Consider the following 13,196-nt stretch of genomic DNA (forward strand, 5'->3'; position numbering starts at 1 on the left):
CCTGCCGAACTTCGACAGGCGGCGAGCCGGTGTTCATTCGTGAGGGGTCTTGACGACCAGCACCGGGCAGGTCGCCTTGTGCAGGACGGCCTGGCTGGTGGATCCGAGCAGCAAACCCTTGAACCCACCGCGACCACGACTGCCGACAACCAGCAACTGCGCGTCTTTGGCGTGTTCCACCAATTGCGCGGCCGGGCCATCCGGCACGATGATCCGCTCCACCTCGACGTCCGGGTAATCGGAACCGAACCCGGCAACGCGCTCGGCCACCACTTCCTGGGCCTCGTCCGCGAGCCGCTGAAGCTGCTGTGGCTCGAGTCCGTATCCGTAGAGCGCGTCCGACGACAGATCGGTCCAGGTGTGGACCACCCGCACGCCCGTGCCCAGCTCCTGCGCATAGGCAAAGGCAGCTTTCAGAGCGCCTTCGCTCAGCGGCGATCCGTCGACTCCCACCACGACCGGGCCCGGGCCGCCGGTCCCTGCATGGACCAGGACCGGGCTCTTGGCATGGGCGGCCAGATCAACCCCGACCGAGCCGAGAAACAGGCCGCGCACGCCGCCCAGCCCGCGGCTGCCGATCACGACCAGGTCTGCATCTTCCGATTCCGCGATCAGCAACGAACCCGGCCGGCCTTCCTCCACCTTGACCTTCACCTTCACGTCCGGCGCGACCTCGGCGACAGCGGCCGCCGCCTTCTGCACGTTCGATTCGGCCTCGGCGCGAATGACGTCGATGACGTCCTGGGGGATCACCAGCGCGGGGGCATAGGCAGCGGTCTGCGTCTCGTACGCACCGAGGACGGACACCGACTTACCTTGCCGTTCGGCGGTTTTCGCTGCCCAGATCAGTGCCTCGAGAGCAGATTCCGAACCATCGAACCCGACCACAATTGTTGAGCTCACCTTTGAACCTCCTTGTCACATTCCACCTTCAATGCTTTCCCTGTTGCGTGCACACGTCAATGCGACAGGCGGGTCTGGTGCGACACATCTGGGTGAACGTTGTCCTGTCGAGAGGAGTCGCGACAACCGATCGGCGCGGCATGTTCGCCCGTTACCGCCGCCCTGAACCGCTTACCCGTACACTTGAGAGGTCGGCCACATTCACCGGCCGGCAACTTTCCGTCACGACACCCATATGACGGGGCTTCGGAAAGTCCGGGTTCGGACGGACGATGCAACCACGCGAGCGGCAACGAAAGGCCGATCCTCACCGCTGCGACGCTGATCAGACCCTTTTCCGGGTCCGAGGCAGCACGTTGGCTGCGCCCGGCAGCAGATATTTCCCACCCGGCCGTCAGAGCGAGACACCACTCCCTGACCGCCCGGCACATACTTCGAACGCCACGTGGTGTTCACCGCAGGAAGAAGACAACATGCAGCAAGATCGAGACCTTTTCTCCCACCCCGAACGAAGTCACTCCGAGGACCCTCAGAAATCGGCCGAATCCGGCCGGATACCGCAACCTGTGTTCTCCGATCTGGTGACCGATCCGGCCGCGAAACGGCAAGAAGCTCCGTCGGTATCGGTTTCGGACCGGGTCTGACGATGAGCAGACCGATGTCGGCGCCCATACGCTTCACCCTCGCAACCGAACGGGGCGCCAACATCGACGGAGCCTGGTGGCCGGAAACCGCACGGGTCGGCAACGAGTTACCGCTGCTGGTCAGCGCTCTCAATCCGTTGCTGGGTGTCGTCCGCGACGTCTCTGTCAACTGGACGCGCTCGGACTCCTTTCCCGATCTCGATGCCGTCGACTACGACGGCATCAGAAACTCACTGGTGCCCGTGGCGCAACGCATCATCTCCTTGACCGGCCTCAAGAGAACCGCGACTCTGCTCGTGATCCCTTATCGCACCTCGTCGGCTCTCGCCGTGGCGATTCTCGGAGAAACGGCCGGAATTGCCTCCGCGGGTAACTCATCGGCCAAGGCCCGCGTGTCGGCGCGTCGAATTGTGCGGGAGGCGACCAAACAACTTTATGGCACGGTCGTTCCCGTAAAATCGACTTCCTGACGCTGTTCGCTCCGCCGCCGCCTGACACAAATTCGCGCCACTTACGCGCATACGCGCCATGTGCAACGGGCGCGAACGTCGGCAGGTGGCGCGAATTTTGGCCTGGGGACAACGTCGACTCGGTCTCACCGTTTTCTGAGCAAGAACCGCTGTACTTTGCCACTCGGTGTCTTGGGCAAGGCATCGATGAAATGAACCGTCCGCGGATAAGCGTGGGCGGCGAACTTCTTCTTCACGAGTTGCTGCAGTTCCGCTTCGAGTTCAGCTGAACCGACTGCCGAATTACGCAGCACCACATAAGCTTCCAGAACCTCGCCACGCAGCTCATCTGCCTTGCCGACGACGGCCGCCTCCACCACGTCGTCATGCATGACGAGAACACTCTCCACATCGAACGGCCCGATGCGGTAGCCGGCCATGATGATCACGTCGTCGTCACGGGACGAGAAGTAGAAGAATCCGTCCGCGTCCACCGCACCCGAATCCCCCGTCAGATACCAGCGCCCGTCCTCCGAATACCGTTCAGCTGTCTTCTCGGGTGCATCGACGTAGGCGAAGAACCACCGCAGCGGACTGGAGGCGGTGTCGATGGCGACTCGTCCGACGGCGCCGGTGACGGCTTGTTCATCGGAGTTCTCCTGCAGCACAACCGAGGACCAGCCGGGGAGCGAGCGGCCCATGGATCCCGCCGGCACCTCGGTACGCAACTCGTCGTGCCAGGCGTTGACGATGAACATTCCGTGCTCGGTCTGGCCGTAGTGGTCGCGAACCGCCACACCGAGGGTGTCCGCGGACCAACTGACGACGTCCGGGGTCAAGGGCTCGCCGGCAGAGGACGCCCTGCGAAGCTTGATCTCCGGGACCGGTCCGTCGCCCGCCCGCAGAGCGCGGTACACCGTCGGCGCCGCAGCAAAGTTGGTGACGCCGAACTCGTCCAGCACGCGCCAGGTCAGGGCGGGTGAGAAGCCCGCATGCAAAAAGAGCGACCGGGTACCGGCGGCCATCGGTCCGAGCAGCGCGTAGTAGAGGCCGTAAGCCCAGCCGGGATCGGCGGCGTTCCAGAAGACGTCATCGGGACGGACGTCGAGGCCGAACTCCTGGTAGGCGTGGAACGATGCAAGAGCTCTTACCGGCACCGGCACACCCTTGGGGGTTCCCGTCGTCCCGCTGGTAAACAGCTCGACGAGCAGCCCATCTCCACCGACGGTGGCCGCGACACCGGCGGGATCGTCGGCCTCGTGGGCGTCGATCAGCGTCGGGAGCTCGAGATCGTGATCAGCAGACCGGCCCGCCGCGATGACTCGCCACGGCGCATCGGCAGGCATGTCCTCTCCGGCCGCCAGCTTGGGCAGCTGATCTAGGTCCGAGATGACGAGCTTCGCCCCGCCGGCCTGCAAGCGGAACGCGATGGCTCCGGGCGCGAACGCCGTGAACAACGGGACGTAGACCGCGCCGCGCCGCCAGATCCCCAGCGCGGCGACGACGAGGTCCGCAGACTTGCTCATCAGGGTCGCCACCCGGTCCCCCGGTTCGACGCCGAGTCCTGCGAGCGCGGCAGCGAATCGGGTGGATTGCTCGCGCAGGTGCCCATAGGTCAAGTCCAGCGACACCAGGTCACCGGCAGCGTCGGTCTCGATGACGGTGAACGCCACAGCATCGGCCGGATGACGATCACAGAGCAGGTCGGCTGCCGAAGCATCCGGGCGGTCGTACTGCGCGAGCAGCTCGCCGACACGGTCGGTGGTGGTGGGCATGCGGTCCTCAGTTCTCTCGGCGGTCGGTCTCCTAGGTAGGATCCATGTCACAGTTGACCAACCGCTACCCCCGAAAAGGGGTGAGAACGTGACAGGCCGGGATTCGTTGCTCCGACCGCGCGACACCGACGCGCTCCGCGACGAGATGCGCCGCCTGTCGAAGGTGCTGGAGGTTCCGGTCCTGTTCGGTGGCGAGGTACACGGCGGATCGCTGCTCCTGACAGAATTCGCCGGAACGCGGACCAACGGCCTGCGAGGACTCGCCGTCAGTTCGCAGTCCGGGCTGGGCGGACGCGTCATCGACCGACTCCGGCCCGCGTCGGTCTCGGATTACCGCAGCGCCGATGCGATCACCCACCACTACGACCGGCCGGTCCTCGGTGAAGGCCTGCGGTCGGTGCTCGCGGTGCCTGTCGTTGTCGACTCCGCACCCCGCGCCGTGCTCTACGCCGCGCGTCGGGACCAGGTACCGATGGGCGGGATGACAGCCGACGCGGTGGTCGCGGCATGTCGGCGATTGGCCACCGAGATCGCCATCAGAGACGAGGTGGACCGCCGCACCGAGATGCTCTCCATCGCTCGGACCGGTGCTCGCGACGCGTTTGACCCCGCGACGCTCGAAGAACTTCGGAGCATCCACGCGGGCCTTCGCGAACTCGCGGGCTCACTCGACTCGGTCATGAACCGGCAGGCACAGGCGCTATCGGACCGACTCGCTCGAGTCATCGGTGGAGACATCGACCCCGAGGACTCGGTCTCTCTGTCTCGCAGGGAGATCGATGTTCTCACCCTGGTCGCCGTTGGTTGCTCCAATGTCGAAGTGTCCAGCAGGCTTTCCCTCGGCGCCGAGACGGTGAAGAGCTATCTCCGCAGTGCCATGAGGAAACTGGGAGCACATTCCCGGGCCGAAGCAGTCGCCAATGCCCGCCGCAGGAATCTGCTCCCCTAGGCCCGGCTACACCAAGCGAGACGTGCGTTCGGTGTCAGCGCCCGCTGCGAATGTGGATGTCCCAGTGGGCCAGCCCGTGTATCTCGAGTACGTCGGTGGTGAACAACACCGGATCGATCCGATTCTCGGCCGCTTCGACGGCCGCCACGGTCATGGTCGCCGTTGCCTCGGACTGGTTGTGTCCCGAGGTGTGCAGCCAACGACCGGTGGTCCGATTGCGCGCCAGCACCGACCACTCGTCGCTGCCCGGCAGATGCACCCGCCGCAGTAACGGACCGCCCACCGCAGGAAAGAGATTGGCCATTCGCAGTGACAGCGTCGCGGCGCCGGAACCGAGAGCCAAGTAGTTCTCCACGAGCCTGCCGTCATCGCCCGCAACGACATGGTCCGGAAAGTCTGCCCTCACGAAACGCTTGCGGCTGCCGACCGGGCCCCCGAGGGTTCTGGGCCTGGTCAGATTGCGAATCGACTGACCGGAGCCGTCGACGAAGGTCGCTCCGAGCAGGCCGACAGTCCACTCGACCGCGGCCCGGCCATGCTCGTCACCTTCACCGAGGGTCAGCCCCACGTCCACGTGATCGCCCGCTTCGGCAGCCAGCTCGGAAGCCATCAGCGTGCTGAGTCCCGGCGCCAGGCCGACAAACGCCAGTACACCACCTGCTGCGGGTGCTGCGGCGATCTTCTCCAGATAACCGGACGAGGCACTGATGTCGACGAATCTGGCGTTTCCTGCCTGCTGAGCCAATGCCAGATTCTCGAGACCCGAGGCATTGACCACCATGTCGGCGTCCGCTACCGCCGCCGCGTAAGCCGACGTGTCGGCCGCACCGAGGTCGACCACCCGATCGGCTCCGGCGCGGTTGCGACCGACCCGAACGACGTCGTGACCGCGCTCGTCGAGCTTGGTCACGATCCTCGTCCCCACCGCACCGTTGGCACCGAGGACCGCGACTCTCACCGCGCAACCTCGTCCAATTGCTCGGCTGGGACGTCGAATCCACCGGCGTGCACCATCCGACGATACAGTTCGTCGTTCTTCATCAGCTGCTCGTGGTCCCCCGTTGCACGTACCCGACCGGACTCCATCACCACGATGGTGTCGGCGTGCCGGACGGTCGAGAGCCGGTGGGCGATGGTGAGGACGGCGCCGGACGTGGCTCGATGTCTGATCGATGCGACGATCGCCGCCTCGGTCAGTGTGTCCACCTGCGACGTCGCCTCGTCGAGCAGCAGGATCGGCGAGGGACGGATCATGGCTCGCGCCATGGCGATACGCTGCCTCTGACCACCGGACAGGTCGGTGTCCCGAATCGGGGTATCGAGACCCTTCGCCTGCGCCGCGACCACCTCGTCGAGTTGCAGCAGTGAGAGCACCTCTGCGAGTTCAGTATCGGTGGCGTCCGGGTGGATGAACCGAAGGTTCTCGCCCACCGTGCCGGGCACCAGTGGGGACTCCTGCTCGACATAAGAGATCCTGGCTCGGACCTCGTCGACACCGAGATCCGGGTACGGGACACCGTTCAGGCGAACGACTCCTGCCTCGGGCTCGACGAACCGCAGAACCGCAGAGAACAGCGACGTCTTTCCCGCTCCGGACGGTCCGACGATGGCCGTGTGCCCGACGGCCGGAACCTGCAGCGTCACCCGATCGAGAGCAGCGTCGAAGTCTCCACCGTAACGGACGGTCACGTCGTCGAACTCGATCGACGCGGTCTCCGTCACGGTCGACAACATGTGTGAGTCAACGGCTTTGACCGCCGAAAACTCGGCCTCCAGCGTCTCGAGTTCGCGGATGCGCATGGCCGCAGCGATACCGGACTGCAGTGCGGTGACATTGGCGGTCAACTCCCCCACCGGTCCCATCAGGGTGAACGCGTAGAGCAGGAAGGCGATGAGCGCCGACACCTCGAGTGTTCCCGAGTCGACCCGCCAGGCACCGAGAGCCAGGATCGCGATGATTGCGCCCTGCACCCCGGTCCACGCCACCGTCCACGCGCCCGCCGAGATGCGCACGCCTGCAATGGCATGCAACCGCGCCTGCATCGCGCTCGTGCCGATGAGGGCACCGATCCGGTCCTCGGCTCCGGCCGCCTTCACCGTGCGCACCGACCGCAGACTCCCCTCGAGCACACCGCCGAGGTGACCCAAAGACTCCTGGGTCAGCGCTTCCGCCTTGGCGATTCGTGGCATCAGCACGGTGAAGATCGCGCCCACGATGATGATCGCGGCAAGTGTGACGCCCAGCAGCATCAGGTCGAGGACACCCATCAGGACCACGGTCCCGATCGTCACGCAGGTCGCGTTCACCACCCCCACCGCGGCAGTGGATGCGGCTTCCCGTAGCAGCACGGTGTCGGAGGTGACGCGAGTGACCAGTTCGCCCACCGGACGCGACTGCACTGAGGGCACGGTCGAGCCGAGCAGACGTTTGACGAGGGACCCGCGGGCGTCGAAGACGATGTGTTCTGCCGTCGTACCGAGTACCACCCACTGGGCCCAGCCGAGAATCGCGCCGACCACCAGCAGTGCGATCAGAACCCACACCGGGCCCTGCATCGATGCGCCGGTGCCCAGTGAGTCCAGGATCCACTTGGTGACCATCGGCGTCGCCAGAACCGTGACCGACCCGCTCAGCGCCAAGGCCAAGCCCAGCAGGATCGAGCGTCTGTGCGGCCGCGCGAAACCGATCAGTACTTTCGCGTTCCGCAGCCCACCGGCATCGGTTGTGGGTGCAGGGCCGCTCGACTCGATGGAGGTATCCACCCTCGTAGTGGAACACATATGTTCCATTACGGACAAGGGCAATTCCCTTCCCGTATGTCGATGTTCCGATTCGGAGCGTATGTGCACTAAACTCTCGACCATGACTGCGACGCAGCCCGCCGCCGAGACCGGCGCCCGCGAGCGGACCCGCCGGGCCATCCTCGATGCCGCGGTCGCCGTTCTCGCGAAATCGCCGGCGGCACCGTTGTCCGAGATCGCCGATCGCGCCCGCGTGGGGCGTACCACGCTCCACCGCTACTTTCCAGAACGCAGCGACCTGCTCACCGCCGTCGGGCGCTATGGCGAACAGTCGATGGCCGACGCGGGGGCAAGGGCTGATCTCGCCGCCGGAGATGGTCTCGACGCCGTGCTTCGCCTGTGTCAGGAGTACTTCGAACTCAGTGACATGCTGACGGTGCTGTTCTTCGCCGCCGGAGTCGATGATCAGGACATCTGTTTCTCGGACAGCACCGTCGTCGACGCGGTCGAGCGCGGGCGTCGCGACGGATCCATCGACCGCGAACTCGACGCGGCCTGGATCATCAACATGATGTGGGCGTTGCTCTACGCCTCGGTCGACCACGTCAACACCGGCGCCGCCGGCCGATTGAAGGTGCAGTCGATGACACTGCTGAGTCTGCGTAAAGCCATTGCAGCCCAGCAGTAGTCACCAACCGAACGGACACCGGACAACCAGGAGATCAGGGCGATCGGTGATCAGGGACGGAGCACACCGCCCGGCTGACCCACCTCGACTCCGCTGGTGGTGACGGTCACCATGCGAGCAGTGGTGATGTCGAAGAACAGTCCGGCCACCCGCATGCGTCCGTCGGCGACGGCCCTGCCGACCACCGGATGGCGCTGCAGGGTCTGCAGCTGCAGTGCCACATTCACGATCCCGAGCTGATCGACTTCATCGAACCCTGCCTGGGCTGCGCTGAGTCCGGCGGGGTGGCCGGCGCGGAAGGCCGCCAGGGACGGCTGTGCGTTCTGCAACCAGCTGGCCACCGGGCCACTGTCGTCGGCCGCGTCCCCCGCGATGAGCGCCTTCATCGCACCGCACGACGAATGTCCACACACCACCGCCGAACTGACACCCAACTCGTCGATCGCGAACTCGATGGCGGCCTCGACCGACGTGTCAGTGGCAGGGCCGGCCGGAACGAGGTTGCCGACGTTGCGGACGGTGAACAGGTCACCTGGACCGCTGGAGGTGATCACGTTGGGGACCACCCTGGAGTCGGCGCACGTGATGAACAGCGTGTCCGGGTCCTGTCCGTCGGCGAGATCGGTCAAGTACCCGAGCAGTTCGTCGGCGCCGTGCCGGTGGTATTCGTCGACGCCGTCCTTGATCGGCTGCAGCGCCCGAGGGGAGTCGGTCGCCGCGCCGGACTGCCAGGACTTCCATGGCACCAGGCCCAGCCCCCGGCCGAAAGGTGTCCGACGCTGCGGCGGCGCGACGGGCGCGTCTTCGATGGTCGCTCCGCCGGTCTGCTGGATGACCACGGTTCCGCCATTCGCTTCGTGCGCCCGCTTCCAGTCTTCGATCGTGTCTGCCGCGGCATGGTCGAGGTAGTCGGTGTCGAGTTCGATGCTCACGTGCGCGTCTGCTGGGACCGAGGCCAGCGTCTTCGTCAGGCGCGGCAGCGCGAGGAAGCTCAGCGACCCCCTGATGCTCACGCGCCACTGCCGAGATCCATTGGTGCCGAACTGTTCTGCGGTCATCTCGGCGCGGACCACGCGCCAGATCAGCACCAGGACCGCGACGGCCAATCCGATCCCGACGCCCTCGAGCAGGTTGAGGAAGATCACCGACATCATCGTGATCAGGTAGACCCAGAGATCACCGGTTCGCCGAGCCAATCGCATGTGCGCGAGTTTGACCAGCTGGATACCGATGACCACGAGTAGTCCTGCGAGTGCAGCCTTCGGAATCTGCTGCACCAGCCCGGTCAGCAACACGGAGAACACGAGCAGCCAGAAGCCGTGCATGACGGTCGAGGCGCGGGTGCGGGCACCGGTCGCGACGTTCGTCGAACTGCGCACGATCACACCGGTGACCGGCAATCCACCGAGCATGCCCGACGTGATGTTCGCGCTGCCCTGCCCCAGCAGTTCCCGATTGAAATCCGTGCGGGGGCCGGTGTGCATCTTGTCCACTGCGACGGCCGAGAGCAGCGATTCGACACTCGCTATCAGGGCCACCGTGATCACGCCGAGCACGACGGCGCCCCAGTTGCCGGTCGGAAGCTCCGGCAGCGCAATCGAATCGAAGAAGTTGCCGCCGAGTTCGATTCGCTCGGCGTCGATCGGAGCGAGAACGGCGACCAGGGTCGCGGCGACGATGGCGACCAACGGGCCCGGCACCTTGCGTACGTTCGCCGGTAGCAGTGGCCAGGAGAGCATGATGATCACCACGAGTCCACCGACCAGGACGTCGGCAGTCCGGAAGTCGACGATCTGACCGGGCAGGGCCGTCAGATTCTCCCAGGCATCACTACGTGAGGACCCGCCGAGCAGGACATGGATCTGTTGTAGGGCAATGGTGATACCTATACCTGCGAGCATCGCGTGCACCACGACGGGTGCGATGGCCAACGCCGACTGTGCCACCCGGCTCAGTCCGAACACTATTTGCAGGAGACCCGCTGCCACCGTGATCGCGCAGGTGACCTTCCACCCGAAGTTTGCGACCAGCTCGGCGACCACGACGGTCAGTCCCGCTGCCGGTCCGCTGACCTGCAACGGGGACCCGCCGATCATCCCGGCCACGATGCCGCCGACCACGCCCGCGATGAGTCCCGCCATCACCGGCGCACCTGAAGCAATGGCAATTCCGAGCGAAAGCGGTAGCGCTACAAGGAAAACCACCAGCGAAGCTGGTAAGTCATACCGAAAATTTTCCTTGAAGTACTTCCCCCGAACACGTGCTGATGAGTTCTCACTGAGCATCTGCATGATTTACAACCGTAGGGACGCCACGTTAACAACGCCTTAGATTTTCATTACGTTGCACGATTTGTGACGTATGCGACGATTGCCGGGTAAGTCCGGTTTGCTCACCCCACTGAAACCGGAGGACATCACAGCTCCTCCGACAATCGCGACATCCTCCGACATCGGCAACAGCCTCGGTAATCTGTTGCGATGTCCCGCCCAGATAACGAGATCCCGTCCACGCTGGCCTTCGGCAGTCGCGCTGTTCATGCCGGTAACAGCGTCGACAAAGGGTCCGGCGCAATTCGCACACCCATCGTGATGGCGAACTCGTACGCGCTCCCCGATGATCCGTCGAACGTCAGGTGGTCGGGCACCGACATCCCGCTCTACACCCGTAACTCGGGTGCCAATCAGATTGCGCTGCAAAACAAGATCGCCGCCCTCGAGGACGCGGAAGACGCAGTGGTCCTCGCGTCCGGGGTGGCCGCGCTGCACGCGGTCTTCTTCACGTATCTGAACACCGGCGACCACATCGTCGTCGCCGACGTGACCTACGAGGCCACCTGGCGGTTGTTCACCGAACTGCTCCCGCAGAAATACGGCATAGAAGCCACCTTCGTCGATGCGGCAGACCCGGATGCGGTGCGGGCGGCGATGCGCCCGACCACCAAGATCGTGCACGTCGAGGCCATCGCCAATCCGACGACCAAGGTGACCGACATTTCCGTGGTCGCGGGCATCGCGCACGCCGGCGGGGCTCTGCTGTCGGTGGACTCCACGTTCACCCCGCCGCCGCTCTACACCCCCATCGCCGACGGCGCCGATCTGGTGGTCCACTCGTTGACCAAGTACTACAACGGCCATGGCGACGCGATGGGTGGCGCCGTGGTCGGCTCGCGAGAGCTGATCGCGCCCATCAAATCGAACGCGATGGTCGATGTGGGAGGGGTGATCTCGCCGTTCAACGCCTGGCTGATCAGTCGCGGCGTGATCACGCTGCCGCTGCGGTTGGCCCGCCACCTCGAATCGGCCCGGCAAGTGGCCGAATTCCTCGAGGCCGACGAGCGGGTCGCCTACGTGGCCTACCCGGGTCTGCCGTCACATCCGCAGCACGACGTCGCGGTTCGGCAGTTCGGTGGCCGCGGTTTCGGGGCGATGATGGCCTTCGCGGTGCGCGGCGACGCCGACACCCAGAACCGCTTCGTGGCGAATCTGCGCATGATCACCTCTGCGGTCTCCCTGGGACACGACGAGTCGCTGATCGTGCACGTGGGCACTGACGGACCCCGCGTTACCGCCTACCCGGAAACCTTCCGGACGTGGGGCCACCTACGGTTCTCGATCGGACTCGAGGACCCGTCCGACATCATCGCCGATCTACGCGGCGCGCTCGACGAGTCGGTCAACTGATCAGATCGCATCTCTCGATCGGGTCAGCAGGGCCACGAGGGCGCCTGCCGCCAGCGCTGCGATCACACCGGAGAACGCGACACCGGCCGTGGTCAGCGTCCACGCCTCGGCAGCGAACCCGACCGCGATGATCGGCACCGAGATCGCCAAGTAGGCGACGACGAAGTATGCGGACGTCGCGTCGGCCTTGCGATGCGGTTCCACCCGCGCTGCGATGGCAGCGATGCCCTTGCTGAACAGCAGTCCCTGGCTGGCGCCCGCGATCACGGCTCCCACAACGAGTCCCGCGAGCGACGCCGTCTCCAGGCTCACGATGAGCACTGCCATCCCCGCGACCAGTCCGACATAACCCCAGAGCAGCGAGGCCCGAAGCGGTGCCTTGGAGGTCAGTATCTGGGTCAGCGCCGAGGTCGCGAAGAGAACGAACACCACGAGTCCCGTGATCGTCGGGGACGAGACGTCCAGAACGCTCGCCATGAAGTTGGGTGCCACCGCAGTGAACAGACCTGCGACGGCGAAGCCCGCGACCGCACCAACCGCAGCCTGCGTGAATATCCCTCTGACGGAGGGCGGGACGCTCACCCGCTGCAGCGTCGGGCGGGCACCCTTGAGGACCTTGACGGTCTCGGGGACCAGCGACAACCCGATACCCGCGATGATCAGGAGCACCGCGTGGACCACGAAGATCGTCCTGGTCGGATACGGCGCGAACTCGGTGACCATCCCCGCAACCAACGGTCCGAGACCCAGACCTCCGATGTTGGCCGCAGTGGCAACCGCTGTCGCCATCCCGCGTCTGCCGCGAGGCGCCGCCTCGATGACGGCAACCGTAGCGGTGCTGGTGAAGATTCCCGCCGAGAATCCTGAGACCAGTCGGCCCACGAACAGGATCTCGACACTGCCACCGATCAGGAAGAGCACAGCACTCACGAACGAGAGGGCCACGCCCGCATAGAGCATCGGGCGGCGGCCGATGGTGTCGGAGAACTGTCCGACACCGACCAGTGCTGCGATCACGCCCACGGCATACGTGGCGAAGATGAGGGTGGTCATGAGACTGCCGAAACCGAACTCGCGCTCGTACTCCGGATACAGCGGAGTCGGCAACGTGGTGCCCATCATCACCACCGCGAACGAGTACACGACCGCCGGGAAGGCCAGCACTCTCAGACGACCCGGTCGCGCGACCGCGGTGTCGTCGGTCAGCTGGGTTCGATCGTCGGTCATGGCCTACCTCGTTCGTCGATGTACTCGGGTACTCACCTCACAAGCCTCTCAGGCGCCCCGTTGTTCCAACGCGTTCGAAGATGGAATTTCCGGCTCGCCGGTACAGAGATTGCAGCTGGCCGGTAGAGCTGCGCCG

Annotated in this window: 11 protein-coding genes; 5 read left to right on the forward strand and 6 right to left on the reverse strand. The window is 65.2% G+C overall.

Annotated features, from left to right (window positions below; genetic code table 11):
• Positions 1-33 precede the first annotated feature (33 nt).
• Positions 34-903 (reverse strand): universal stress protein, encoded by an 870-nt coding sequence (locus BH683_RS06725; RefSeq protein ID WP_084835499.1) that lies wholly within the window; start codon positions 901-903, stop codon positions 34-36.
• A 473-nt stretch (positions 904-1,376) separates the two neighbouring features.
• Here BH683_RS06725 and BH683_RS28600 point away from each other — a divergent pair, with 473 nt between their 5' ends.
• Together BH683_RS28600 and BH683_RS06730 are read left to right on the forward strand one after the other, a co-directional pair.
• Positions 1,377-1,547, forward strand: coding sequence for a hypothetical protein (locus BH683_RS28600; RefSeq protein ID WP_168186982.1), 171 nt, complete (start codon positions 1,377-1,379; stop codon positions 1,545-1,547).
• Between the two features lie 14 nt (positions 1,548-1,561).
• Entirely contained in the window at positions 1,562-2,017 is a 456-nt protein-coding gene (locus tag BH683_RS06730; protein ID WP_094647302.1) for a DUF5994 family protein, read from the forward strand.
• A gap of 125 nt (positions 2,018-2,142) precedes the next feature.
• On the opposite strand, the gene BH683_RS06735 is transcribed toward BH683_RS06730, so the two are convergent.
• A complete protein-coding gene (locus BH683_RS06735) occupies positions 2,143-3,771 on the reverse strand; it encodes an AMP-binding protein (RefSeq protein WP_084835501.1) in 1,629 nt (542 codons plus the stop codon).
• A 145-nt stretch (positions 3,772-3,916) separates the two neighbouring features.
• On the opposite strand from BH683_RS06735, the gene BH683_RS06740 reads away from it, so the two are divergent.
• On the forward strand, positions 3,917-4,720 hold the full coding sequence (locus tag BH683_RS06740; RefSeq protein ID WP_084835574.1) for a LuxR C-terminal-related transcriptional regulator: 804 nt from the start codon (positions 3,917-3,919) through the stop codon (positions 4,718-4,720).
• Positions 4,721-4,754: 34 nt separating this feature from the next.
• On the opposite strand, the gene BH683_RS06745 is transcribed toward BH683_RS06740, so the two are convergent.
• Both BH683_RS06745 and BH683_RS06750 read right to left on the reverse strand, forming a co-directional pair.
• Positions 4,755-5,678: an NAD-dependent epimerase/dehydratase family protein gene (locus BH683_RS06745; RefSeq protein ID WP_084835502.1), complete on the reverse strand. Its 924-nt coding sequence runs from the start codon at positions 5,676-5,678 to the stop codon at positions 4,755-4,757.
• On the reverse strand, positions 5,675-7,483 hold the full coding sequence (locus BH683_RS06750) for an ABC transporter ATP-binding protein (RefSeq protein WP_246833224.1): 1,809 nt from the start codon (positions 7,481-7,483) through the stop codon (positions 5,675-5,677). The genes BH683_RS06745 and BH683_RS06750 overlap by 4 nt, the downstream gene beginning before the upstream one ends.
• A 100-nt stretch (positions 7,484-7,583) precedes the next feature.
• Here BH683_RS06750 and BH683_RS06755 point away from each other — a divergent pair, with 100 nt between their 5' ends.
• Complete coding sequence (locus BH683_RS06755; RefSeq protein WP_084835575.1) at positions 7,584-8,150, forward strand: TetR/AcrR family transcriptional regulator; 567 nt, start codon at positions 7,584-7,586, stop codon at positions 8,148-8,150.
• 50 nt (positions 8,151-8,200) lie between these two features.
• On the opposite strand, the gene BH683_RS06760 is transcribed toward BH683_RS06755, so the two are convergent.
• Positions 8,201-10,435, reverse strand: a complete 2,235-nt coding sequence (locus BH683_RS06760) for a bifunctional SulP family inorganic anion transporter/carbonic anhydrase (RefSeq protein WP_246833230.1) — start codon at positions 10,433-10,435, stop codon at positions 8,201-8,203.
• 195 nt (positions 10,436-10,630) lie between these two features.
• On the opposite strand from BH683_RS06760, the gene BH683_RS06765 reads away from it, so the two are divergent.
• Positions 10,631-11,833: an aminotransferase class I/II-fold pyridoxal phosphate-dependent enzyme gene (locus tag BH683_RS06765; RefSeq protein WP_084835504.1), complete on the forward strand. Its 1,203-nt coding sequence runs from the start codon at positions 10,631-10,633 to the stop codon at positions 11,831-11,833.
• Here BH683_RS06765 and BH683_RS06770 read toward each other — a convergent pair whose 3' ends face one another.
• A complete protein-coding gene (locus BH683_RS06770; protein ID WP_084835505.1) occupies positions 11,834-13,060 on the reverse strand; it encodes an MFS transporter in 1,227 nt (408 codons plus the stop codon).
• Positions 13,061-13,196: the final 136 nt, after the last annotated feature.

This window comes from Williamsia sp. 1138 (assembly GCF_002095435.2).
In the GTDB taxonomy this organism is placed as follows: domain Bacteria; phylum Actinomycetota; class Actinomycetes; order Mycobacteriales; family Mycobacteriaceae; genus Williamsia.